The 24,180-nt window shown below is 74.3% G+C and carries 22 protein-coding genes; 10 read left to right on the top strand and 12 right to left on the bottom strand.

Going from position 1 to position 24,180, the window contains the following annotated elements; translation table 11 throughout:
* Positions 1-76 precede the first annotated feature (76 nt).
* Both OG550_RS22835 and OG550_RS32805 read left to right on the top strand, forming a co-directional pair.
* A complete protein-coding gene (locus OG550_RS22835; protein ID WP_327680391.1) occupies positions 77-1,093 on the top strand; it encodes a hypothetical protein in 1,017 nt (338 codons plus the stop codon).
* Positions 1,094-1,487: 394 nt separating this feature from the next.
* On the top strand, positions 1,488-2,273 hold the full coding sequence (locus OG550_RS32805; protein WP_442906057.1) for a hypothetical protein: 786 nt from the start codon (positions 1,488-1,490) through the stop codon (positions 2,271-2,273).
* A 110-nt stretch (positions 2,274-2,383) separates the two neighbouring features.
* Here OG550_RS32805 and dapC read toward each other — a convergent pair whose 3' ends face one another.
* Both dapC and fdxA read right to left on the bottom strand, forming a co-directional pair.
* Positions 2,384-3,556, bottom strand: coding sequence for a succinyldiaminopimelate transaminase (dapC, locus tag OG550_RS22825; RefSeq protein WP_327680389.1), 1,173 nt, complete (start codon positions 3,554-3,556; stop codon positions 2,384-2,386).
* 21 nt (positions 3,557-3,577) lie between these two features.
* Positions 3,578-3,904 carry a ferredoxin gene (gene fdxA / locus OG550_RS22820; protein WP_030459925.1) on the bottom strand — a complete coding sequence of 109 codons (327 nt, stop codon included), beginning with the start codon at positions 3,902-3,904 and terminating at the stop codon, positions 3,578-3,580.
* Positions 3,905-4,034: 130 nt separating this feature from the next.
* Here fdxA and OG550_RS22815 point away from each other — a divergent pair, with 130 nt between their 5' ends.
* Positions 4,035-5,054 carry a GNAT family N-acetyltransferase gene (locus OG550_RS22815; protein ID WP_442906055.1) on the top strand — a complete coding sequence of 340 codons (1,020 nt, stop codon included), beginning with the start codon at positions 4,035-4,037 and terminating at the stop codon, positions 5,052-5,054.
* Between the two features lie 58 nt (positions 5,055-5,112).
* Positions 5,113-5,994 (top strand): transglutaminase-like domain-containing protein, encoded by an 882-nt coding sequence (locus tag OG550_RS22810; protein WP_327680386.1) that lies wholly within the window; start codon positions 5,113-5,115, stop codon positions 5,992-5,994.
* A gap of 93 nt (positions 5,995-6,087) precedes the next feature.
* Here OG550_RS22810 and OG550_RS22805 read toward each other — a convergent pair whose 3' ends face one another.
* Positions 6,088-6,720: a response regulator transcription factor gene (locus OG550_RS22805; RefSeq protein WP_327680385.1), complete on the bottom strand. Its 633-nt coding sequence runs from the start codon at positions 6,718-6,720 to the stop codon at positions 6,088-6,090.
* Between the two features lie 81 nt (positions 6,721-6,801).
* Here OG550_RS22805 and OG550_RS22800 point away from each other — a divergent pair, with 81 nt between their 5' ends.
* Positions 6,802-7,770: a MerR family transcriptional regulator gene (locus tag OG550_RS22800; RefSeq protein ID WP_327680383.1), complete on the top strand. Its 969-nt coding sequence runs from the start codon at positions 6,802-6,804 to the stop codon at positions 7,768-7,770.
* Positions 7,771-7,797: 27 nt separating this feature from the next.
* Here the strand turns inward: OG550_RS22800 and OG550_RS22795 are convergent, their stop codons facing one another.
* The 5 genes from OG550_RS22795 to OG550_RS22775 form a co-directional block, all read right to left on the bottom strand.
* Complete coding sequence (locus tag OG550_RS22795; protein ID WP_327680381.1) at positions 7,798-8,016, bottom strand: hypothetical protein; 219 nt, start codon at positions 8,014-8,016, stop codon at positions 7,798-7,800.
* 96 nt (positions 8,017-8,112) lie between these two features.
* The gene (locus OG550_RS22790; RefSeq protein ID WP_327680379.1) at positions 8,113-9,354 is read right to left on the bottom strand and encodes a sensor histidine kinase; all 1,242 of its coding nucleotides are present in this window, start codon (positions 9,352-9,354) and stop codon (positions 8,113-8,115) included.
* An 8-nt stretch (positions 9,355-9,362) separates the two neighbouring features.
* Positions 9,363-10,085, bottom strand: a complete 723-nt coding sequence (locus tag OG550_RS22785) for an ABC transporter permease (protein WP_327680377.1) — start codon at positions 10,083-10,085, stop codon at positions 9,363-9,365.
* Positions 10,082-11,038: an ABC transporter ATP-binding protein gene (locus OG550_RS22780; protein ID WP_327680376.1), complete on the bottom strand. Its 957-nt coding sequence runs from the start codon at positions 11,036-11,038 to the stop codon at positions 10,082-10,084. Before OG550_RS22780 ends, OG550_RS22785 begins: the two co-directional genes overlap by 4 nt.
* 357 nt (positions 11,039-11,395) lie before the next feature.
* Positions 11,396-13,549: a S9 family peptidase gene (locus tag OG550_RS22775; protein ID WP_327680374.1), complete on the bottom strand. Its 2,154-nt coding sequence runs from the start codon at positions 13,547-13,549 to the stop codon at positions 11,396-11,398.
* A 314-nt stretch (positions 13,550-13,863) separates the two neighbouring features.
* On the opposite strand from OG550_RS22775, the gene OG550_RS22770 reads away from it, so the two are divergent.
* The 5 genes from OG550_RS22770 to OG550_RS22750 all read left to right on the top strand — a co-directional run bounded on the left by OG550_RS22770 (position 13,864) and on the right by OG550_RS22750 (position 19,823).
* Complete coding sequence (locus tag OG550_RS22770; protein WP_030307746.1) at positions 13,864-14,058, top strand: DUF2304 family protein; 195 nt, start codon at positions 13,864-13,866, stop codon at positions 14,056-14,058.
* A 30-nt stretch (positions 14,059-14,088) separates the two neighbouring features.
* On the top strand, positions 14,089-15,000 hold the full coding sequence (gene mshB / locus OG550_RS22765) for an N-acetyl-1-D-myo-inositol-2-amino-2-deoxy-alpha-D-glucopyranoside deacetylase (protein WP_327680372.1): 912 nt from the start codon (positions 14,089-14,091) through the stop codon (positions 14,998-15,000).
* The gene (locus tag OG550_RS22760) at positions 14,997-15,458 is read left to right on the top strand and encodes a DUF6113 family protein (RefSeq protein ID WP_327680370.1); all 462 of its coding nucleotides are present in this window, start codon (positions 14,997-14,999) and stop codon (positions 15,456-15,458) included. The genes mshB and OG550_RS22760 overlap by 4 nt, the downstream gene beginning before the upstream one ends.
* Positions 15,459-15,695: 237 nt before the next feature.
* The gene (locus OG550_RS22755) at positions 15,696-17,963 is read left to right on the top strand and encodes a peptidoglycan binding domain-containing protein (RefSeq protein ID WP_327680369.1); all 2,268 of its coding nucleotides are present in this window, start codon (positions 15,696-15,698) and stop codon (positions 17,961-17,963) included.
* Between the two features lie 150 nt (positions 17,964-18,113).
* The gene (locus OG550_RS22750) at positions 18,114-19,823 is read left to right on the top strand and encodes an ABC transporter family substrate-binding protein (RefSeq protein ID WP_327680367.1); all 1,710 of its coding nucleotides are present in this window, start codon (positions 18,114-18,116) and stop codon (positions 19,821-19,823) included.
* Between the two features lie 184 nt (positions 19,824-20,007).
* Here the strand turns inward: OG550_RS22750 and OG550_RS22745 are convergent, their stop codons facing one another.
* The 4 genes from OG550_RS22745 to OG550_RS22730 are packed head-to-tail and all read right to left on the bottom strand — an operon-like array spanning position 20,008 to position 24,164.
* Positions 20,008-21,027: an ABC transporter ATP-binding protein gene (locus tag OG550_RS22745; RefSeq protein ID WP_327680365.1), complete on the bottom strand. Its 1,020-nt coding sequence runs from the start codon at positions 21,025-21,027 to the stop codon at positions 20,008-20,010.
* Positions 21,020-22,114 (bottom strand): ABC transporter ATP-binding protein, encoded by a 1,095-nt coding sequence (locus tag OG550_RS22740; RefSeq protein WP_327680363.1) that lies wholly within the window; start codon positions 22,112-22,114, stop codon positions 21,020-21,022. Before OG550_RS22740 ends, OG550_RS22745 begins: the two co-directional genes overlap by 8 nt.
* A 15-nt stretch (positions 22,115-22,129) precedes the next feature.
* Positions 22,130-23,227, bottom strand: coding sequence for an ABC transporter permease subunit (locus OG550_RS22735; RefSeq protein ID WP_442906054.1), 1,098 nt, complete (start codon positions 23,225-23,227; stop codon positions 22,130-22,132).
* On the bottom strand, positions 23,220-24,164 hold the full coding sequence (locus tag OG550_RS22730) for an ABC transporter permease (RefSeq protein WP_327680361.1): 945 nt from the start codon (positions 24,162-24,164) through the stop codon (positions 23,220-23,222). The genes OG550_RS22735 and OG550_RS22730 overlap by 8 nt, the downstream gene beginning before the upstream one ends.
* Between the last annotated feature and the right edge of the window lie 16 nt (positions 24,165-24,180).

Here is a 24,180-nt window from a genome sequence, read left to right as displayed (position 1 = left end):
CCGCAACCGCCGGTCACCGCACACCCGTCCGAGTGGGTACGGTGTCGGTTCGGAAGCTCGGTTGGAAGGGGCGGCGGTGGCCAGGAGAAGGAGCGGCGGTCGGGGCGACGGCGCGGCGCCCCGGGGGCGCCGGGGGCTGCGGGCGGTGCTGCTCGGCCTGCTGGTGCTGGCCGTGCTGGCGGCCGGCCTGTTCTGGCTGCGCGACCAGAAGCTGCTGACGCCCGAGGGCTGCTCGGTGAAGACCCCGGCGGGCGAGGGCGAACTGGAGGTCCCGCAGGCGGCCAACGCGGCGACGATCGCCGCCGTCGCCCACTCGCGCGCCCTGCCGGACCGGGCGGTGACCATCTCGCTGGCCACCGCGATGCAGGAGTCCAAGATCCGCAACCTGACCGGCGGCGACCGGGACTCGGTGGGCCTGTTCCAGCAGCGGCCCTCGCAGGGCTGGGGCACCGTGCAGCAGATCATGGACCCGGTCTACGCGACCAACAAGTTCCTCGACGGCCTGGTGAAGGTGCCCGGCTACACCAGGCTGCCGCTGACCGACGCGGCCCAGCAGGTGCAGAAGAGCGGCTACCCGCAGGCCTACGCCAAGCACGAGACCAAGGCCACCCTGCTGGCCTCCGCGCTGACCGGCCGTGAGGCGGCCTCGCTGAACTGCGTGGTGCACGACTTCGCCGCCCCCGACGAGGACGCGGAGAGCGCCGCCCCGGCCGCCGCCACCCCCGGCGCCACCGCGACGGCCGCCGGACCGGACCGGACCCAGGTGCTGAGCGACCGGGTCCGCCGCGAGTTCGGCCGCACGGTGACCCCGGCCGCCGGCTACTCGTCCACCGTCAAGGGCGCCGAGAACGCCGTCTCGCTGACCCCGGACCCGACCGCCTCCACCGACGCCGGGCCGGACGCCGAGCGGCAGAGCGGCTGGGCGGTGGCGCACTGGGCGGTGACCCAGGCCCAGAAGCTGGGCATCGAGACCGTCGCGTACGACGGGAAGGTCTGGCGGAAGTCGAAGTCGGAGGACGGCTGGAAGCCGCAGCCGACCGGGACGTCGACCAAGCTGGTGCTGGTCTCGCTGGCACCTCCGGCGAAGAGCTGAGCCCGCGCTGCGCCGGGCCGTCCGGAGGACCGGGCGGCCCGGCGCAGCGGTGTCTCCGGACGGCTGGGACCGCCCGGGCAGGACGGCTGGGACCACCCGGGTCCGACGGCTGACGCACTGGTGTCCGGGTTGCCGCCGGACGGGTGATTCCCGTCAACCCAGGTGGACGGAGGAGTTCCGCGGACCGGCCGGGCGCAGAACCGTCACTCCCCTTGCCCCACACCCCTCGCAGACCCCCGGTCCGGCCTCCGGAGCCGGCCCGCGCACGGTCGTACGATCCGATGGTCGGAGCGACGCTTTCCTTGCACCGACCGAAACCTTCTGGCTTCTCAAGCGGTAACAACGTCGTCCGCCCGGCGGACGAGACGGACACCAGACCCCTTCGAGGAGCCCCATGTCTCACCCCCTCACGCGCCGGATCGCCCAGGCCGCGCTGCTCGTGGCGGCCGGCGCGACCCCGCTGGTCGCGGCCGGCTCCGCGTCCGCCGCCGACGCGCTGCTGCCCAAGAGCGACCTGGCCGCGCCGCTGGGCCAGCTGACCAACACCGACACGGGTTCCACCCTCCAGCACACCACCCACGAGCTGGGCCAGGCGGCCGGGAACACCGGCGCCGCCACCGTCGCCGCGGGCGTACCCGCCACCGCGGACGCCACCGGCAACATCGTCGCGCAGCAGCTCCCCGAGGCCAACGAGAAGGCCAGCTCGCTGACGGCCCCGGTCGACCAGACCGCCGCCACCACCGGCCAGCTCTCCGGCGTCACCCCGAAGGTCGCCAAGGCCCTGGCCGGCAAGCTCGGCGAGGCCGTCACCGGCCACAGCGCCCCCCAGCGCAGCGCCGGCGCGGGCGCCAACCCGGTCGGCGGGCTCTCCCAGGCCGGCGCCGTCACCCAGGCCGTCCCCGGCGCCTCGGGCCTCACGAGCGCCGTCCCCAGCACCAGCACCGTCACCGACGCGCTGCCGCTGGGCGCCGTCACCCGCGCCCTCCCCGGCGGCCTCCCGGCCGACCTGCCGGGCGCCGACGTGCTCGGCCTGGCCGAGCACGGCTCCGCCAACCGCCTGGGCGGCGCCGACCTCGGCCCGAACAGCCCGCTGAACGGCCTGACCGGTCTCACCGGCCCGCTCGGCAGCCTGCTCGGCGGCGTCAACGGCGGCGCGCTCGGCGGCCTGCCGATCGGCTGATCCCGCCCGCCGCACGCGTGAGGGGTCGGCGTCCGATCGGACGCCGACCCCTCACGCGTGCAGGGTGGTCGGGGCGGTCGGATGCGACCGCCGCCGCACGGACCCGCCGGCTACCCGGCGGCCGCCGCGTTCAGCCGCTCCACGGCCGCCGCCACCCGCTCGTCGGTCGCGGTGAAGGCGACCCGGACGAACCGCCCGCCCGCCGGCCCGTAGAAGTCGCCGGGCGCCACCAGGACGCCCAGCTCGGCCAGCTCGGCCACCGTCTCCCAGCACGGCCGGTCCTGGGTCGCCCACAGGTAGAGGCTCGCCTCCGAGTGCTCCACCCGGAACCCGTACGCCTCCAGCGCCGCCCGCAGCGCCGCGCGCCGGGCCGCGTACCGCTCCCGCTGCTCCGCCACGTGCGCGTCGTCCGCGAGCGCCGCGAGCGTCGCCGCCTGGACCGGCGCCGGGACGATCATGCCGCCGTGCTTGCGCACCTCCAGCAGCTCCCCGACCACCACCGGGTCGCCCGCCACGAAGGAGGCGCGGTAGCCGGCCAGGTTGGAGCGCTTGGACAGCGAGTGGACGGCCAGCAGGCCCTCGTGCTGCCCGCCGTCGCCGGGGGCCCCGCAGACGTCCGGGTGCAGGACGGAGACCGGGTCGGCCTCCCAGCCCAGCTCCAGGTAGCACTCGTCGCTGACCAGCAGCGCCCGGTGCTCACGCGCCCACGCGACCGTGCGGCGCAGCTCGTCCGCGCCGAGCACCCGGCCGGTCGGGTTGGACGGCGAGTTGACCCAGATCAGGCGGACCCGCGAGCCGTCCAGCTCGTCCACCGAGTCGTACTCGACCGGCTCGGCACCGCAGAGCCGGGCGCCCACCTCGTACGTCGGGTACGCCAGCCGCGGGTAGGCGACCTGGTCGCCGGGGCCGAGGCCGAGCTGGGTCGGCAGCCAGGCCACCAGCTCCTTGGAGCCGACGGTCGGCAGCACGGCCTGCGGGCCGATGTCGGCGCCGACCCGGCGGTGCAGCCAGCCGGCGATCGCCTCGCGCAGCTCCACCGGGCCCCACACGGTCGGGTAGCCCGGGGTGTCGGTGGCGGCGGCGAGCGCCTTCTGCACCACCTCGGGCACCGGGTCGACCGGGGTCCCCACCGAGAAGTCGCAGAGCCCGCCGGGGTGGGCGAGGGCGGTCTTCTTGTACGGCTCCAGCTTGTCCCAGGGGAAGACCGGCAGGAGGTCCGAAACGCGGCGCGCCGCTCCCGGGTGGCCCGGGAACGGCGCGTGCGTGCTGTTCTTGGTAGTCACAGCTCAGTTGCCACCGATCGGTCAGTGCTCGGCGTTCTGCGGCGGCAGAGCGGCGATGAACGGGTGGTCGCGCTCGATCAGACCGAGCTTGGACGCACCGCCGGGCGAGCCGAGGTCGTCGAAGAACTCGACGTTCGCCTTGTAGTAGTCCTTCCACTCCTCCGGCGTGTCGTCCTCGTAGAAGATCGCCTCGACCGGGCAGACCGGCTCACAAGCGCCACAGTCGACACACTCATCCGGGTGGATGTAGAGCGATCGCTCGCCCTCGTAGATGCAGTCAACCGGGCACTCTTCGATGCACGCCTTGTCCTTGACGTCGACACAAGGCTGCGCGATGACGTAGGTCACGCTGTCGTTCCTCCTCGGAAGGGCACGTCGGCCCATTCTGTTTTCTCGCGTGCGCGGGTGAGCGCGGCGTCGTCGATGCCCGCCCCTAGTATCGCGGGTCGGAGACCGCAAATGCACAGGAGGTGCCCAGATGGCCGCCGAAGGGCCGGTTCAGGACCGTCCGGAAGTCCGGATAGACCGTACGGACGTGGGCCGGCGGGTCTCCGTGCGGCGTGTCTCCGGCTTCGTGGACGACCGACCCGAGTTCCGCGACGTGATCGGTGTGCTCGTGTCCTGGGACGACCGGGGACTGACCGTCGTCCCGCGCGGCGGCGAGCCCGTGACCTTCGACGAACGCCTGCTCGTCGCGGGCAAGGCGGTGCCGCTCTTCCCGGCCCGGCGCGCCCCGCTGCCGGCCACCGCCCCGGTCGAACTCCAGCGGATCGCCGCACGCGGCTGGCCCGCCGTCGAGCAGGAGCCGCTCGGCGAGTGGACGCTCCGGGCGTCGGCCGGATTCACCCGGCGGGCCAACTCCGTCCAGGCGCTCGGCGACCCCGGACTCCCGCTCGACGAGGCGCTCGCGGCCGTCCGCGCCTGGTACGCGGCGCGCGGGCTGCCCGCCTGGGTCGAGGTGTCCACCCCCGGCTCGCCGGAGCGGCTGCGCGCCGAACTGGACCGGCTGGGCGCGGCGTACTCGCCGACCCTGGTGCGGGTCGTCCCGCTGGCCGGGCTCGCCCGGGCGGGCGCCCCCGCGGCGGTCGGGCGGGTGCGGCTGTCCCGGACGGCCGGGCCGCAGTGGCTGTCGCTGTACCGGCGGGCCGGCGACGACCCGGCGGTGGAGGAGGCCGCCCTGCGGGTGATCCACGGCGGGCCGTCGGTCTGGTTCGCGAGCGTGCCCGGGGCCGAGGGCCGGCCCCCGCTGGCGATCGGGCGCTGCGTCGTCGACGGCGCCTGGGCCTGCTTCGGCGCGGTCGAGGTCGCCACCCACGCACGGCGGGCCGGGCTGGCCACCGCGCTGATGGCGGTGCTCGCCGCCCGGGCCGCCGAGGAGGGCGCCACCGGCGGCTACCTGCAGGTCGAGGCGGAGAACGACGGCGCCATCGCGCTCTATGACGGACTCGGCTTCACGACCAGTCACACTTACCACTACGCGCGCCTCCCCCAGGGGTAGCGCCCGCGCGTGAACCGCCTGACCGTCCGCCCGTCCCCAGAAAGCCGCCGCAGCCACTGTGACCGAGCAGAGCAGAGCACGCTTCCGGACCGAGGCCCGGGCCGAGCACCCCGATCCGGTGCTGCTCTGCCTGCTCGCGGCCGCCGAGCACACCCGCGCCCCCGACCCCGACGACCCGGACGACCTGCCGGGTCCGCCCGCCCTCGCGGCCCTGCTCGCCGCCTGCGAGGCCGCGCTCGAACGGCACGCGGCCGCGGTCCGGCTCGCCGTCGCCGAACGGGCCCCGGCCGGGCCGGAGGAGACCGCGGCCCTGCTGTCGGCCGTCCTCGGCGGCCGGGAGCGGTTCCACGGGCGGAAGTCCGACTACCGGCGGCTGGAGTCCTCGCTGCTGCCCGACGTGCTGCGGCGCCGGCGCGGGCTGCCGATCATGCTCGCGCTGGTCTGGATGGCCGTCGGCCGTCGGGCCGGGATCGCCGTGCACGGGATCGCGCTGCCCGGCCACTTCATCGTCGCGGTCGGCGGCCCGGCCGGCGGCGAGGACTACGTGCTGGCCGACCCGTTCCACGGCGGGCGGCTGCTCGACCTGCCGGACGCGGCGCGGCTGGTCAGCGCCACCGGGCACGAGTTCACCCCCGAACTGCTCACCCCCGCGGCGCCGCTGGACATCGTGCTGCGGGTGCTCGGCAACATCCGGTCCTGGGCCGCCGACCGCCCGGAGCACGCCCGCACCCAGCTCTGGGCCACCGAGCTCGGCCTGCTCCTCCCCCGCCACCCCGCCCAGCTCCGGCTGGAACGGGCGGAACTGCTGGTCCGCACCGGCGACTTCCTGGGCGGGGCCGAGGAGATGGACGAGTACGCCGAGATCCTGGACGCCTTCGACCCGGACACCGCCGCCAAGGTCCGCCAGGAGGCCCGGGCGGCGCGGCACCGGCTGAACTGAGCGGTCCCCGCCCTCCGGCGCGCCTGCCGCCCGGCCGACGGCGGCGCGGGCACCTGCCGGCGCGGGCACCGGCCGGGGAGGGGGGCCGCCGCGCTACAGCCAGCCCTTCTCGCGGGCGATCCGGACCGCCTCGGTGCGGTTGCGGGCCTCGGTCTTCTGGATCGCCATCGACAGGTAGTTGCGCACCGTCCCCTCGGAGAGGTGCAGCCGCCGCGCGATCTCCGCGTTCACCGCGCCGTCCGCCGCGGCCGCCAGCACGTCCCGCTCCCGCGCCGTCAGCGGGTTCGCCCCCTCGGCGAGCGCGGCGGCGGCCAGCACCGGGTCGATCACCCGCTCGCCGCGCAGCACCCGGCGGATCGCCTCGGCCAGCTCGGCCGCCGGGGCGTCCTTCACCAGGAACGCGTCCGCGCCCGACTCCATCGCCCGCCGCAGGTAGCCGGGCCGGCCGAAGGTGGTCGCGATGACCACCTTCGTCTGCGGCCGGTGCCTGCGCAGCAGCGCCGCCGCCTCGATGCCGGTCATCCCCGGCATCTCGATGTCCAGCACGGCCACCTGCACGTCGTGCGCGACCGCCGCGTCCACCACTTCGTCGCCGCGCCCCACCTGGGCGACCACGTCGATGTCCCCCTCCAGTCCGAGCAGCGCCGCCAGCGCCTCCCGGACCATGCCCTGGTCCTCCGCCAGCAGCACCCGGACGGAGGGGCCGCCGCTCTGAATGTCACTCATACCGCCCGACCCTACGGCCTGCCGCGACCGCTCCGGGGCGGCCCTTGAGTCTCCCGTGGGGGGAGACGCCAAGCTGGGCCCATGCGGGACGACGAACGGCACGACGAGCAGCACGACACCCTCTACTCGATCGGCGAGCTGGCCCGGCGCACCGGGCTGACGGTCAAGGCCGTCCGGTTCTACGCCGACGGCGGGCTCGTCCCGCCCGTCGACCGCACGCCGGCCGGCTACCGCCGCTTCGATGTCCACGCCCTGGCCCGCCTCGACCTGGTCCGCACCCTGCGGGAGCTCGGGCTCGACCTGGCCACCATCCGGCGGGTGCTGGACCGGTCCGCCCCGCTGCGCGAGGTCGCCGCCGCGCACGCCGACGCGCTGGACGTGCAGATCCGCACGCTGCGGCTGCGGCGCGCCGTGCTGCGGGCGGTCGCCGAACGCGGCTCCACCACCGAGGAGATGAGACTCATGCACAAGCTCGCCGCCCTGTCCGACGCCGAACGACGGCGCCTGATCGACGACTTCGTCGACGCCGCCTTCGGCGGTCTGGACGCCAACCCGGAGTTCGTCGCGATGATGCGCGCCGCCGTGCCGGAGCTGCCGGAGGACCCGAGTGCCGAACAGGTCGACGCCTGGGTGGAACTGGGCGAGCTCGTCCAGGACGAGGACTTCCGTGCCGCGGTCCGGAGGATGGCGGCCCACCAGGCGGCGGAGCGCGCGGCCGGGGACGACACCGGCCTCCACACCGCGCTCACCGAGACCGTCCGCGCCGCGGTCACCGCCGCCCTCGCCGGGGGCGTCGCCCCCGGCTCCCCCGCCGCCGACGCGGTGGTCGACGCCCTCACCGCCGAGTACGCGGCCACCTTCGGCCGCCCCGACGGCGCCCCGCTCCGGGCCTGGCTGCTGGACCGTCTGGAGATCGCCGACGACCCGCGCGCCGGACGCTACTGGAGCCTGCTCGGCACCATCAACGGCTGGCCCGCCCAGGAGAGCCTGGACGAGGTGTTCGCCTGGTTCACCGCCGCCCTCCGCGCCCGGACCGGGACCGCCCGGTAGGACGCGCCCGGCGTCCTCGACCCGGGTTCAGCCGGGCCGGTCGGCGGACGCCGCCCCGGCGGCGGGGCGGCAGTGCGGCAGGGCGGGTACCGGGCCGTCGAGCGGGGCGGCCCCGAAGTAGCCGGCCACGCAGGGCGCGCCGGAGTCCGGACCACCGGGGTCCGGGCCGCCGGGCTCGGTGCGGGCGGCGCAGGGGATCAGGGCGACGAGCAGGGCGGCGAGCACCAGCACGGCAGGCTTCGACATGCCCGCCATGCTGCCCGCAGCCCTCCCCCGGGCGCCGCAGCCGGGACGTCGGCGCGGAGAGTTCCGCCGCCCGCAGCAACCGCCGGGGCCGCGGCCCTACGGGGACGCCGGGAGGGCGACCGTCCGCAGCGGCACCAGCGCCCGCAGCCGGAAGCCCCTCCCGCGCGCGCCCGGTCCGGTCTCCAGCCGCCCGCCGACCAGCGCCAGCCGCTCGTCCAGCCCGGACAGCCCGTTCCCCGGCGCGGCCTTGCCCGGCCCGGCCCCGTCGTCGGCGATCTCCAGCACGGCGAACCGCTCGCCGTCGCCCTCCCACCGCTCGTCGGCCGTCACCGTGCAGACGGTGGCGCCCTCGCCGTGCCGGACCACGTTGGTGATCGCCTCGCGCAGTGCCCAGGCCAGCGCGGCGGACTCCTCGGCGGCCAGCCCCGGCCAGGCGTCGACCAGTTCGGGGGCCGCCTCCAGGGCGACCTGCGCGGCGGCCAGCGCCGTACGGGCCGCCGCCAGCTCGACCGGCAGGGTCGGCCGGCGGAACCCGGTCACCGCCTCCCGGACGTCGACCAGCGACTGCCGGGCGACCTTCTCGATGTCGGCGACCTGCGCCCGCGCCGCCCCGTCCTTCCCGGCGTCCATGAAACGGCCGGCCAGCTCGCTCTTCAGGGTGATCAGCGAGAGCGAGTGCCCGAGCAGGTCGTGCAGGTCGCGGGCGAGCCGCAGCCGCTCCTCGGAGGCGGCCAGGTGGGCGACGGCGGCCCGGGCCTCGCGCAGCTCGCGCATGGTGGCGACCAGCCGCTGCAGGCCGGTCATCGCGGCGCCGGCGAGGAACGCGGTCAGTGCGATGGTCAGGATGTCGCCCGCCGGGACCCCGTCGGCCACGCCGACGACGGCGGTGAGCCCGGCCATGGCACCGATCGCGGCGAGCGCGAACCGGGCCGGGGCGATGATCGCGACGGCCACCGAGGCGTAGGTGAACAGGGTCAGGAAGGCGCTGCCGAGGCTGAAGGTGGTGGCGACCGCGATCACCACCATGACGGCGACCAGTGCCCGGCAGGTCCTGGGCCGCATCCCCGCCATCGAGCGGAAGACCACCAGGGTGACGTAGCCGGCCACGTACCCGGCCAGGGCCAGCCAGCCGCAGACCGCGCCGGCGACCGAGTGCCCGCCCGTCAGCAGGTCGCGCACCGGGTAGGCCAGGTAGATCATCCAGAGCAGCATCCAGCAGACCTTGACCAGCATCTGCCGCCGGGTCTCGACCGTCGCACCGGGGATGTTGCGGAAGGTGTGCTCCACGCCCGCCTCCGGCGGGCCGTCGGAGCGGTGGGCGTGGTGCGTGTCCGGCATGGGCGTCATCATGCCTGCCGGGTGTCCCGCCGGTACAGCGCGGCGGCCGCCGCGACGAACACCACCAGGAAGCCGCCCAGCCCGGCCACCGCCGCCAGGTCGAGACCGTGCCCGGGCTCGGTGAAGGTGGCGAGCCGGTTGTACAGGTACACCGGGTTGAAGCGGGCGTAGTCCTCCAGCGAGCCGGTCACCGGGAACCAGGTGCCGCCGAACAGCGCCATCGCCATGTAGGCGATCATCACGATGGTCTGCACCGAGTCCGGCGCCGCCGCGTACCCGAGCGCCACCCCGAGCGCGGCGAAGACGAAGCTGCCCAGCCAGAGCGCCAGGGCCAGGCCCGCCCAGTCCGCCGCCGCCATCCGCACGCCCTGGGTCGCGCCGACCGCGAAGACCACCAGGATCGCGGGCAGCGTCGTCACCGCGCTCGCCGCGATCTTGGCGATGGTGTACGCCCGGCCGGGCAGCGCGGTCAGCCGCAGCTGCCGCACCCACCCGCTCCTGCGCTCCAGCGCGATCCGCTGCGCCCCGCCGGTCAGCACTCCGCCGACGGCGCCGAAGGTGGCCATCGACACCATGAAGTAGGTCTTCACCGGGAGGCCGCCGGCCAGCTCCCCGGAGCCGTAGGCGTTGATGAAGAAGAAGTACATCAGCGCCGGGTAGAGGACCGTGAACAGCAGGTACTTGCGGTTCCGCAGGGTGCGGGCGATCTCCAGCAGGATCAGGGTGGTCATCGCACGGTCTCCTTCACGCCGGTCGGGGCGTCCTCGTGGTCCTGCTCCCCGGTGATGGTCAGGAAGGCCTGCTCCAGGCCGAGTCCGGTGACCTCCAGGCCGCGCGGGCGGAGGCCCGCCCGGTAGAGGCCGGCCACGTCGGCGTCCGCGTCGGCGGTGCGGATCCGCACGGTCCGCACCCCGGGGACCCGGGCGGAGACGTCCAGCGCCAGCACACCGGGCAGCCTGCGCAGCACCGCCTCGTCGAACGGGCCGTCCGCGTCGTCCAGTTCGAAGGTGATCCGGCGGGCGCCGGCCCGGGCCTTGATCTCGGCGGAGGTGCCGTCGGCGATCAGCCGGCCGCGGTGCAGGACGAGGACCCGGTCGGCGATCGAGTCCGCCTCCTCCAGGTAGTGGGTGGCGAAGAGCACCGTGCGGCCGGCGTCGGCCTGCGCCCGCATGCTCGCCCAGAAGGACTGCCGGACCGAGACGTCCATGCCGGTGGTGGGCTCGTCGAGGACGATCAGGTCGTTGGCACCGGCGATGGCGAGCGCGAAGCGGACCCGCTGCTCCTGGCCGCCGGAGAGCCTGTCGACGCGGCGCTCGGCGAGTTCGGCGATGCCGGCGTCGGCCAGCACCTCGTCGACGGCCCGGCCGCGCGGGTGGACGGCGCCGGCCAGCCTGACCAGCTCGCGCACCTTGACGTCGGCCATCAGGCCGCCGCTCTGCAGCATCGCGCCGACCCGGCCGGCCTCGATCGCGGCGCGCGGGGTGCCGCCGAACAGCGTCACGGTGCCGTGGTCGGGTTCGCGCAGGCCGAGCAGCAGGTCCAGGCTGCTGGACTTGCCGGCGCCGTTCGGGCCGAGCAGGGCGACCGTCTCGCCCGGCCGCAGGACGAGGTCGAGGCCGTCCACGGCCCGCACCCGCCCATAGCTCTTGCCGACGCCCCGGAAGGCCGCCACCTCCGTGTCCATCGTCCCCGTCCTCTCCCCTGGTGGTGTCGTTCGCACCTCCTCAGAGTCCCGCGCGGCCGGGGTGCGGCGGCAGTGGCCGCCGTCGTGCCTTCGGCATGACATCCGTCATGCCGGAGGCCGGTACCCGTGTCACGGGCACCGGCCTCCGAAGCCGCGGGTCGGGGTGGTCCTCCGGGCCGTTGTCGGAGGCGGCGGCCAGCGTTCTCCCGCGACGGCCGGACAGATCGACCCCCTGCGGGCACACGCGGCCGAGGGGGAGCGGTATGGGCGTGCCCCGGCACCGCTCGTCCGCGGGCCCGGGTTCCCTGGTCCGACCCCGCTCCCCCTCACCTCACGTCGCCCCGCCCCGGCGCGGGCTCAGATCCCGAGCGACTTCTTCACGAAGTCGACCTGGAGCAGCAGCAGGTTCTCCGCGACCTCCTCCTGCGGCGTCATGTGGGTGACGCCCGACAGCGGCAGCACCACGTGCGGCCGGCCGGCCGCCAGCAGCGCCGACGAGAGCCGCAGGGTGTGCGCGGCCACCACGTTGTCGTCCGCCAGGCCGTGGATGATCATCAGCGGCCGCTCCAGCCCGGCCGCGTGGCCGGTCAGCGAGTTGGCCGCGTACACCTCGGGCCGCTCGGCGGGGTGGCCGAGGTAGCGCTCGGTGTAGTGGGTGTCGTACAGCTCCCAGTCCGTGACCGGGGCGCCCGCCACCGCCGCGTGGAAGACGTCCGGCCGGCGCAGCACGGCGAGCGCGGAGAGGTAGCCGCCGTACGACCAGCCGCGGATGGCGACCCGGCCGAGGTCGAGCGGGAACTCCCCGGCGAGCGCCTGGAGCGCGTCGACCTGGTCGTCGAGGGTGGCGCCGGCGAAGTCGAAGGCGATCGACTTCTCCCAGGCCGGTCCGCGCCCGGGGGTGCCGCGCCCGTCGGCGACGACCACCGCGAAGCCCTGGTCGGCGAACCACTGCGAGTTGAGGTGCGGGTTGTGCGCCTGGACGACGCGCTGGCCGTGCGGGCCGCCGTACGGGTCCATCAGGACCGGCAGCAGGCCGTCCCGCTCGCGGTCGTAGCCGGTCGGCAGGAAGACCGCGGCGGGGATGCGGCGCTCGCCGGCGAAGCGGAACACCGGGCGGGCGGTGAGCACCGGGGCCTCGGCGTAGGAGGCGATGGTGGCGACGTCGTCCACCACCACGCCCTCCGGCAGGTCCCGGGAGACCTGCACCAGCGTGCCGGGCAGGTCCGGCTCGGCGGTGGCCCGCACGGTGATGCCGGCCGCGTGCACGGCGGTGGTGACGGAGGTGAACGGCCGTCCGTTGGCGGCCTCCCAGGAGAGCCGCTTGCCGTCGTGGCTGATCCGGCCGGCGGCGATCCAGCCGGGCTCCGGGTCGGTCTCGTCGGCGCCGCCGGAGGCGGTGAAGAACACCTCGTCGGCGGTGACGGCGAGCACCGACCGCAGGTGCAGGTCGGCCCCGGTGACGGCCTGGTCGCCGATCACCAGCGTCCGCGCCCCGGACTCGTCGGAGATCCGGACCAGCCGGCCGTCCGGCGTCCAGGCGGGGACCCCGGCGAACAGCTCCAGCCAGACGTCGTCCCGCTCCTCGTGCAGCAGCTCGGTGGCGCCGGTCTCGACGTCCAGTCCGAGGATCCGCTGGCTGCGCTGGTCGCGGGCCTGGACGAGCAGCAGCGGCACGCCGCCCTGCGACCAGTGGACCCGGGCCAGGTACGGGAAGGCCGCGCGGTCCCAGACCACCTCGGTCCGGGCGCCGTCCAGGCCGAGCACCCAGAGGCCGACCTCGGCGTCGGCGGTGCCGGCGGCCGGGTAGGCGACCTCGGCGGGCTCGCGGTCCGGGTTGGCCGGGTCGGCGATCCACCAGCGCCGCACCGGGGTGTCGTCGGCCCGCTCGACCAGCAGCCGGTCGCCGTCCGGGGACCACCAGTAGCCGCGGTCCCGGCCCATCTCCTCCTGGGCGATGAACTCGGCCTGACCCCAGGTCACGTTGGGGCCGTCGGGCCGGACGAGGGCCCGGTCGCCGCTCCCGTCGGCGCGGGTGAGGCGCAGCTCGCCCGCGGTGTTGGCGTACGCGACGTACGTGCCGTCCGGGGAGGGGCGCGGGTCGAGCAGCGGGCCCTCGGCGGGCAGCTCGGCGGTGCCGCCGTCGACGAGGTCGGCGGTGAACAGGCGGCCGGAGAGGGCGAAGGCGGCGAGCCGGCCGGTGCCGTCCAGGGCGTAGCCGACGATGCCGGCGGAGCCCTCGCGGCTGCGCTCGCGGCGGGCCTTCTCGGCCGGGGAGAGGTCCTCCTCGCCGCCGCCGAGCAGGGCGACCGGGTCGGCCGCGACCCGCTCCTCGCCGGTGGCCGTGTCGAGGGTCCAGAGCAGGTTGGCGCGGTCGCTGCCGGAGCGGGAGCGCAGGAAGACGACCCGGGAGCCGTCGGGTGCGACGGAGAACGACCGGGGCGCGCCGACGGTGTAGCGCAGGGTGCGCGCGTACTGCCTCGGGAAGGTGTCCGCTGGGGTATGGGTGGTCATGACACCTGACCCTACGACCTGGGAGTGCCGCCGTCCGGCTACCGGTGATCACTCGTTCGGAGCATCGGCCGCAACTGCGCCCGGAAGGCCTCCGCACCCCCTCCGACCGGCCCGTGCGCCCCGGTGGTGCCCCCGTACCCCGGGGCACGCGGACTCACCGAACGTAATGATCCCCTCACCCATCGGGTATGACTGGTCCAGCGAGTGATCGTCGGGCCCGTCCCGGCCCCGGTCACCCGGCCGCAATTCCGCACGGTCCCGACCGCCGCCCTCCCCCAGGGGCGGCGCACCCGAGAAAAGGGGTGTGAGCCGCCATGGCCCTGTCCATCTCCGCAGCCATGCTGATGCTGGTCATCGTGGTGGTGCTGATCCGCCGCTCCGGCCTGAAGCTCGCGCACGCCATCGTCTGCGCGCTGCTCGGCTTCTACCTGGCGTCCAGCTCCATCGCCCCCTCGATCAGCCAGGTCACCAGCAACCTCGCCGGGATGATCAACGGCCTGAAGCTCTGACCCCGGCCGGCCGGTCGTTAGGCTGCTCCCATGACCGTGACTGCCGGCCGCCGCCTGCTCCTGGTGCACGCCCATCCCGACGACGAGTCGATCGGCAACGGCGCGACGATGGCCAGGTACGCCGCCGAGGGCGCCCGCGTCACCCTGGTGACCTGCACCCTCGGCGAGGGCGGCGAGGTGATCCCGCCGGAGCTGGCCCACCTGACGGCCGATCGGGAGGACACCCTCGGCGCGTACCGGATCGGCGAGCTGACCGAGGCGATGGGCGCGCTGGGGGTCACCGACTTCCGCTTCCTCGGCGGCCCGGGGCGCTACCGCGACTCCGGGATGATGGGCGTGCCCGACAACGACGTGCCGGGCTGCTTCTGGCGGGCCGACGTGGACGAGGCGGCCGGGCGGCTGGTCGCGGTGGTCCGCGAGGTGCGCCCGCAGGTCCTGGTCACCTACGACGAGGACGGCGGCTACGGGCACCCGGACCACATCCAGGCGCACCGGGTCGCCATGCGCGCGTACGAGCTGGCCGCCGACCCCGCGTACCGGCCCGAGCTGGGCGCGGCCTGGCGGATCGCCAAGGTGTACTGGAACCGGATGCCCCGCTCGGTGATCGGGAAGGGCCTCGCCGAGGCGGCCGCCGAAGCGCCGTTCCCGGGCGTGGCGGAGCCCGCGGACGTCCCCGGGGTGGTCGCCGACGAGGTGGTCACCACCGTGCTGGACGGCGCCGCGTACGCGGACCGCAAGGCCGCGGCGATGGCCGCGCACGCCACCCAGATCACCGTGGACGGCGCCTTCTTCGCGCTCTCCAACGACCTCGGCCAGCCGCTGGTCCCGACCGAGTACTACCAGCTGGTGCGCGGCCAGGCCGGTCCGCGGCTGCCGGAGGACGACCTCTTCGCCGGTCTCGACGAGGCCGCTCCCGCACTCCCCCAGGAGGATGCCCGATGACCGCGCCCGCCGAAGCCCGGCCGCAGCGCCGCTCGATCCCGGCGGCCGTCCTCGGCACCCGGGAGGAGCGGCTGAAGGAGTCCCAGCCCTCGCGCGCCGCCCGGATCACGGCTTATGTCCTGTTCTTTCCGCTGGGCGTCGCGGTCTCGGTGTGCGGAGCGTTTGTGCAGGCCTTGTGGCCGCCGGTGGGGATCCTGTTGGCGCTCGCCGCCACCGCCGCGACCTTCTACGCCGGTCTGCGGGTGACCGGGACCAGGCTCGGCGCGGCGGTGCCGGCGGCCGGCTGGTTCCTGGCCCTGATGCTGCTGATGGTGCCCCGCCCCGAGGGCGACAACGTGCTCTGGACCAATGCCACGTCGCTCGCCTGGCTGTTCGTCGGCTCGATCCTGGGCGTGATCTGCGCCACCCTGCCGACCAGGAGCAGCTGGTTCCCCGGAGTACCCGGCCCGCCGCGCTGACGGGCCCGCCGAGCCGCGTACCGTGGGTCGGCACGACGAGCAGTCAGGACCACCCGGTCGTACTCTCATACCGGAGGAACCGGACGTATCGGGTTCTATCCGAACCGGTTCACCGCTCGGTTCTTCCCAGTATGGTGGTGCCGCAGAACGCCGTACCCGACGCCGCCCGCCAGGTCCGGCGCCGACCACCGCGGTCGCGCCGCACGGCCCGGCCCGCGAACCCGGAGCAGAGCAGCATTGAGCAGCCGCGAATCTGAGAACGCCCACCCGACGCCTCGGCGCACGGGCCCGGACGCCTACCCGTCGGGCACCCCGCCCTACGGCACACCGGGTTTCCCCGGCGGCGACCGCACGGGTGCCGGCGCCGCCAAGGGCTCGGCTCCGGAGGGCGACGACGAGTCCCCCAAGACCGAGACCACCGTCACCACCCGCGTCCGGATCAACATCCCCGGCTCGCGCCCGATCCCCCCGGTGGTGGTCCGCAGCGCCGTCAAGAACGAGGACGGACCGGGTGAGGACGCCCCGGCGCCCGCCCCCGCCGAGCCCGCCGGCCCCCGGCACCGCTCCGCCGCGCCCTCCTCCCCCGTGCTCGGCGTGATGGACGGCGCCGCCCGCACGGCGACCCCGCCGAACCTGCCGCCGGAGTGGCAGATCCCGCCGGCCACCTCCGAGGCCGAGTCGACCGGCGCGTGGTTCCGGCCGCGGCAGAAGAAGGCCGGCGACGCGCCGGCCACGGCCCCGGCCCCGGTCGGCGCCCCGGCCGCCGCGGCGGCCTCCGCCGCCCCGGCTCCCGCCCCGACCCCGGCCCCCGCGCCCGAGGCCGACCGGCGGCGCAACGGCGCCCAGCCGAACGGCAGCCGCCCGAACACCGGCCGCCCCGGCGCGACCCGCCCGAACGGCCGCCCGGTGCCCGCCCAGGCCCAGGCTCCGGCCCCGGCCCCGGCCCCGCGCCCGACCGGTGCGCCGGCCTCGCCGTTCGGCGCCGGTCCGGAGCTCCCGGCGGAGGAGGCCGGCGTCTACGCGGACGCCCCGGCCGACCCGTTCGGCCCGGGCCCCGCCAACGACCCGTTCGCCCCGGGCGCCGGGCGCCCGCGGCCCGGCGGGCCCGGCGCGGCGAACCCCGAGGACACCTCGGTCGACGGCTTCGCCCCGATCCGCGACGACGCCCCGCGCACCGCCATACCCGGCACGCCCGGCGCCGGCGCCCCGAACGGCGCCCCGCAGCCCGGCCTGTTCCCCGGTGCCCCGGCCGGCTCCGACGCGTTCGCCGCCCAGCGCCCACCGGTCTCCGGCGCGAACGGCGCCCCGGCCCCCGGCGGCCTCTTCCCCGGCGCGCCCCTCCGCCAGGGCGAGCCCGGCTCCCCCTACGACCCCGCACCGGCCGACCCGTACGCCCCCGCCGCGTTCGAGCCCGCGCCCTTCGAGCCCGCCCCCGGCCCGCAGCCGCACGGCGGCCCGGACGCCGGTGCGCCCGCCCCCGGTCCGGCCGCGGCCCCCGCACCGCAGCCGGCCGCGCCCAAGCCCGCCGCCGCCACCCCCGCCAAGCGCAAACCCAGCGCCGCCAAGAAGCTGGTCAAGCTCGGCACCTACGCGGTCGCCGGCGTGCTCTTCCTCGGCGCCGCCGCGTACGGCACCGGCCTGATGCTGAACCAGTCCGACATCCCCAAGGGCACCGTCGTCCTCGGCACCGACATCGGCGGCAGCAACCGCGACCAGGCCATCCACCAGCTCGACGAGTCCGTCGGCAAGGCCGGCCGGCAGCCGGTCAAGCTGAAGATCGGCGAGCAGACGCTGGACCTCGACCCGACCGCCGCCGGTCTGAGCTTCGACACCACCGCCACCGTCGACCAGCTCACCCAGCACTCCTACAACCCGGTCGACGTCTTCAAGTCCCTCAAGGGCGACGAGAAGGCCGTCCCGCCGGAGGTCAAGGTCGACCGGGCCAAGCTCAAGGCCGCCCTGGACGCCCTTGCCGCCGGCTCCGGCCAGGGCCTGCAGGAGGGCTACGTCAAGTTCGGCGAGAACGGCGAGGTCGTCGTGGTCCCCGGCAAGGCCGGCCAGGCCGTGGACTCCGGCTCCGCGGTCGACCTGGTCGACGCGGCCTACCGCGACCGCGCCGCCGGCCGGTCCGAGCAGCCCGTCGCGCTGTCCGTGACGGCCGCCCAGCCGAAGAACTCCCCCCAGGCGCTGCAGGGCGCCGCGGACACCCTCGGCAAGTCCGCGGTCAACGGCACCATCCGCATCCAGGCCGGCACCAAGACCTGGAGCTTCGGACCCAAGGTCGCCTCCAAGACGCTGACCCTGGTACCGGACGCCAACGGCAAGATCGTGCCCAAGTGGGACCTCGACGCGCTCAACGGCCAGCTGGGCGGCGTCTTCGACAAGGTCAAGATGAAGAAGAACGGCCAGTCCGTCCCGATCACCCCGCAGGACGTCGCCGACGCGATCACCTCCGTGCTGGACAAGACCGGCGACAAGGACCGCACCGTCAAGTTCACCGTCTGACGGGTCCGCCGTCCGACCGCAGCACCGGGGCGACCGCGCCCCGCGCCGAGGGGCGGGCCCGGATCCGGGTCCGCCCCTCGACAACCCCGCTCCCGGGTCAGCAAGATGTGACGCCGTACCATCCGCCGCATCCGCCCCGGGAGAACCGCCATGGGCCGCCCCCTGCCCCACCGTACGGCCCTGCTCGCCGGCCTCACCGCCGTCTCGCTGTCACTGACGCTCTGCTCCTGCGCCTCCGGGTCCGGCGGGGCGCGGGCCGTACCGAGTTCGATCGAGACGCCCAAGCTCACCGCCGTCGACATCAACCCGCACGACCGCGCCGAGCTCCGCCAGGGCGGCACCCTGCACGTCGCGGTGGCCCAGTACTCCACCCAGTGGTCGCCGATCCAGACCGACGGCAGCGAGTCCTCCACCATCGCCGTCACCAAGCCGCTGCTGCCGACCTTCTTCCGCTCCGACGCGGCCGGCACCCAGACCCCCAACCCGGCCTACCTCCAGGACGCGCACGCCGAGCAGCGGGACGGCCGCCAGGTCGTGGTCTGGACGCTCAACCCCAAGGCCCGCTGGTCCGACGGCGCACCGATCACCTGGCGCGACGTCGAGGCCAACTGGCGGGCCCTGAACGGCCGGGACCAGGCCTACAAGACCGCCAGCAGCACCGGCTTCGAGCTGGTCTCCGCCGTCGAGCGGGGCAAGGACGACTACCAGGCCGTGATGACCTTCGAGCGTCCGTTCTCCGAGTGGCAGTCGATGTTCAACGGCGCCGCCAACGCCCCGCTGCTCCCGGCGAGCCGGATCTCCACGCCCGACCTGTTCAACACCGCCTACCTGGAGGCGATCCCGGTCACCGCGGGCCCGTTCAAGGTGGAGCGGCTGGACCGGGCGACGCAGACCGTCACCCTGGTCGCCGACCCCGCCTGGTGGGGCGAGAAGCCCCTGCTGGACCGGATCGTCTTCCACGCGATGCTCCCCAACACGATGGCCGCCGCCTTCGCCAAGGGCGAGATCGACTTCTTCAACAACGGCCCCGACGTGGCGGGTTACCAGCTGATCCGGAGCACCCGGGGGGCCGCCGTCCGGCGGGCCGGCGGGCCCGACTTCCGGCAGTTCACGCTGAACGGCAGGAGCCCCGCGCTCACCGACCCGTCGGTCCGCCAGGCGGTGTTCCAGGCGATCAACCGGGACACCATCACCCGCACCGACCTGGCCGGCCTCGACTGGCCGACCGTCATCCTCAACAACCACCTGCTGGTGGCCAACCAGAACGCCTACCGGGACAACTCGCTGGGCCTCAGCCGGTACGACCCGGCCGAGGCGGTCCGCAAGCTCGACGCGGCCGGCTGGAGGCTCGACGGCGACGTCCGCCGCAAGGACGGCCGGGAGCTCAACCTGCGGATGGTCATCCCGGCCGGCGTCACCCAGGCGCAGAACGAGGCCGCGGTCACCACCAGGAACCTCAAGGACGTCGGCGTCAAGGTCACCACCGTCACCGCCGACGCCAACGAGTTCTTCGACAAGTACGTCAACCGGCGGGACTTCGACATCGCCGCCTACTCGCTGCTCGGCACGCCGTTCCCGGCCAGCGGCAACCGGGCCAACTTCGTCCAGAACGGCGGCACCAACCACTCCCAGGCCGGCAGCCCGGCGGTCGACACCGCACTCGACCGGGCGGCCGGCGCGGTCGACGCGGCCACCGCCTTCGAGGCGATCAACCAGGCCGACGGGGAGCTGTGGAAGGTGGCCGGCGTGCTGCCGCTCTACCAGCGCCCGCAGCTGTACGGCGCCCGCGCCAACCTGGCCAACATCGGCGCCCAGGGCCTCTCCGACATCGTCTGGGAGAACGTCGGCTTCCAGAAGTGACGCCCGGGCGGGCGCCCCGGCCGTTCCGGGGACGCTGAGGGGTCCTGCGGGGTCCTGGGAGGCCTGAGGGACCGGAAAGCCTGGGGCCACCCGCCGGAACGCGTACGGGCCCCTCGGGGTGCCCGCCGGGGACGCGGACGGGCCCCGGAGTCCGCGCGACTCCGGGGCCCGTCCACCACGGGGCTCAGCCCGCGCCGATCACGTCCCGCACCTCCGCGAAGTGGCAGGCCGACTCGTGCGCGGCCGGCCCGCTCAGCACCGCGGGCACCGCCAGCAGCGGGACCTCGGTCGAGCAGCGCTCCTCCGCCTTCCAGCAGCGGGTGCGGAAGCGGCAGCCGGACGGCGGGTTGGCCGGCGACGGGATGTCACCGCTGAGCAGGATCCGCTCGCGGTGCTCGCGCCCGGTCGGGTCCGGCACCGGCACGGCGGACAGCAGCGCCTGGGTGTACGGGTGCGTCGGGTGGGAGTAGATCTGCTCCTCCGTCCCGATCTCGACCATCCTGCCGAGGTACATCACGCCGACCCGGTCGGAGATGTGCCGGACGATCGAGAGGTCGTGCGCGATGAACATGTACGAGAGCTCGAACTCGTCCTGCAGCTGCTCCAGCAGGTTGATCACCTGCGCCTGGACGGAGACGTCCAGGGCTGAGACGGGCTCGTCGCAGATGATGACCTCCGGCTTGAGCGCCAGGCCGCGGGCGATCCCGATGCGCTGGCGCTGACCGCCGGAGAACTGGTGCGGGTACCGGTTGATGTACTCCGGGTTCAGGCCCACGACGTCCAGCAGGTCCTGGACGGCCTTGCGGCGGTCCCCCTTCGGAGCCACCTCGGGGTGGATCTCGAACGGCTCCCCGATGATGTCGCCGACCGTCATGCGCGGGTTCAGTGACGTGTACGGGTCCTGGAACACCATCTGGATGTTCCGCCGCACCGCCTTCAGCCCCGCCCCGGAGAGACGCGAGATCTCCTCCCCCTTGAACAGGACCTGGCCGGAGGTGGCCCGCTCCAGGTTCATCAGCACCTTGGCCAGCGTCGACTTGCCGCAGCCGGACTCGCCGACGATGCCCAGCGTCTCGCCCTTGGCCAGCCGGAAGGAGACGCCGTCCACGGCCCGGACCGCGCCGACCTGCTTCTTGAAGACGACGCCCTGGGTCAGCGGGTAGTGCTTGACCAGGTCCTTGACCTCCAGGATCGGCTCAGCCATGGAGGGTCTCCTTCCAGAAGTGGCAGGCGCTGCGGCGACCCGGAAGGTCGGCCCCCTCGGCGTCCAGCACCGGTACCAGCCGCGGGAGTTCGGTACCGCAGACGTCCTGCGCCCGGTCGCAGCGCGGGTTGAAGGCACAGCCGTCCGGGATCCGCAGCAGGCTCGGCGGCAGGCCCTGGATGGCGTAGAGGTTCTGGCCCTTCTGGTCCAGGCGCGGGATCGAGTTGAGCAGGCCCTTGGTGTACGGGTGGGCCGGGCGCGCGTACAACTCGTGCACCGGCGCCGTCTCGACGATCCGGCCCGCGTACATCACGGCGATCTTGTCCGCGACGTCGGCGACCACGCCGAGGTCGTGGGTGATCAGGATCAGGCCCATGTTGAACTCGGCCTGCAGCTCCGCGAGCAGGTCCATCACCTGGGCCTGGACGGTGACGTCCAGGGCGGTGGTGGGCTCGTCCGCGATGATCAGGTCCGGCTCCAGCGCCAGCGCCATCGCGATCATGATGCGCTGGCGCATACCGCCCGAGAACTGGTGCGGGTAGTCGCCGACCCGCTCCTTGGCCGCGGGGATGCGCACCCGCTCCATCAGCTCGATCGCCTTCTCCTTGGCCTCCTTGCGCGTGGCCCCCTGGTGCACCCGGAACATCTCGCCGAGCTGGTAGCCGACGCTCAGCACCGGGTTCAGCGAGGACAGCGCGTCCTGGAAGATCATCGCGATCTTCCGGCCGCGCACCGCCCGCCGGGCCTTGGGGCTCATGGCGAGCAGGTTCTCGCCCCGGAACCGGATCGAGCCGGCGGTGATCTTGCCGGGCGGCATGTCCAGGATGCCCATGATCGCCTGCGCGGTCACCGACTTGCCCGAACCGGACTCGCCGAGCACCGCCAGCGTCTCGCCCGCCGACACCGAGTAGCTCACGCCGTTGACGGCCTTGGCGACGCCGTCCCGGGTGTGGAACTCGATGTGCAGGTCCTCGACTTCCAGCAGCGGGGTACCGGGCACCAGGTTCTCCCGGCCGCCGCCCAGCACTTCCACCGCGTTCCGGCGCGCCGCGCCGTCCTCCGCCGTCGGCTTGGTCAGATCAGTCATGGTCCGCGGCCCTCCTCAGCGCAGCTTCGGGTCGAGGGCGTCGCGCACCGCGTCGCCGAGCATGATGAACGCGAGCACGGTGATGCTCAGCACCGCCGCCGGGAAGAGCAGCACGTGCGGGGCGTTCAGGAAGCGGGACTGGGCGTCGCTGATCATCAGACCCCAGGAGATCGCCGGGGACTGGATGCCGATGCCGAGGTAGGAGAGCGCGGCCTCGGCGCCGATGTAGACGCCCAGGTTGATGGTCGAGACCACGATCACCGGCGCGACCGCGTTCGGCAGGATGTGCCGGCCGACGATCCGCCCGGTACCGGCGCCCAGGGCCCGGGCCGCCACCACGTAGTCGTTGTGCTTGTTGGAGAGCACCGCCGAGCGCATCAGCCGGTAGATCTGCGGCCAGCCGAGCACGGCCATCACCGCGGAGACCGTCCAGGCGTTGCCCTTGCCCCAGGTGGACATGATCAGCATGCCGCCGAGCAGCAGCGGGATGGCGAAGAAGATCTCGGTGACCCGGGAGAGCACGCTGTCCCAGAAGCCGCCGATCCAGCCGGCCCAGAGGCCGAGCATGCCGCCGATGGCGACCACCAGCGTGGTGGTGACCAGGCCGACGATGATCGAGTTGCGGGCGCCCCACACCGTGCGGGTGTAGATGTCGCAGCCCTGGACGTCGAAGCCGAACCAGTGGTCGGCGCTGGGCCGCTTCAGCGAGTCGGCCAGGTTGCAGAAGCCGCCCGCGCGCGGGTCCCCGTCGGTGAACAGCCCCGGGACGACGGCCAGGATCACCATGAACAGCACGAGGAACCCGCCGATCAGGAACAGCGGGTTGCGGCGCAGGTCGTACCAGGCGTCGGTCCAGAGGCTGGCGACCCGTTCGCCGCCGTCCTTGCCCTTCGCGGCGGGGGCCTTGCCGTCCGGGCTCTCCTTCCCGTCCGGGCCCTTCGCGGCGGCGGGGGCCTTGCCGTCCGGGCTCTCCTTCCCGTCCGGGCCCTTCTCGTCGAGCGGCGCCCCGGCGAGCGGCGCGGCCCCGGCCGCCGGCCCGCTCGCGGCGTCCCCGGCAGCGGGCTGCCCGGGGATCGCCACCGTCGCGTCCTCGCGCTTCGTCGGCTCACTCATAGCGGATCCTCGGGTCCAGGACGGCGTACAGCAGGTCGACCACCAGGTTGGCGAACAGGTAGACCATCACCAGGGCGCTCACGATGCCCACGACGATGGTCCGTTCCCTCAGGTAGACGGACTGGAAGAGCTGGTGTCCGACGCCGGGGATGTTGAAGATGCCCTCGGTGATCACCGCGCCGCCCATCAGCCCGCCGAGGTCCATGCCGAGGAAGGTGACGATCGGGATCAGCGCGTTGCGCAGCCCGTGCCGGACCACCACCCGAAGCGGGCTGAGCCCCTTGGCGACCGCCGTGCGGACGTAGTCGGCCCGCATCACCTCGATCAGGCTGGTCCGGGTGAGCCGCGCGACGTACGCCAGCGAGGTCGAGGCGAGGACGTAGGCGGGTAGCAGGTAGGACCGCAGGCCCGCCTCCTCGTTGAAGGAGACCGGGAAGAAGTCGATGCCCAGATCGGTGTTCAGCTTCACCCCGAGGACCAGCTGGAGCACGAAGCCGATCACGAAGACCGGGATCGAGATGACCATCAGGGTGGAGATCAGCACCACGTTGTCGATGAACCGGCCGCGCCGCAGGGCGGCGATCACGCCGGCGGTGATGCCCACGACCATCTCGATGACGATCGCGATGAGCGCCAGGTTGATGGTGTACGGGAAGGCCGTCTTCATCACGTCCACGACCTGGTTGCCGCGGTAGTCCTCACCGAAGTCGCCCTGGAAGAGGCCGACCAGGTAGTGCCAGTACTGGAGGAAGAACGGGTCGTCGAGGTTGTACCGGTCCCGCAGGACGGCCACGACGGCCGGGTCCTGTCGCTTCTCACCGGCCAGTGCCGTGATGGGATCCCCAGGCAGCAGGAAGACCAGTGCGTAGATAAGGAACGTCGCGCCGAGGATCACAGGTATGGCCTGGATGATCCGGCGGACCACATAGCGGCCCATGCGGTCTCCTCATGGT

It is taken from the genome of Kitasatospora sp. NBC_00458, assembly GCF_036013975.1.
Taxonomy (GTDB): domain Bacteria; phylum Actinomycetota; class Actinomycetes; order Streptomycetales; family Streptomycetaceae; genus Kitasatospora.
This window is presented reverse-complemented; position numbering and strand designations above follow the sequence as displayed.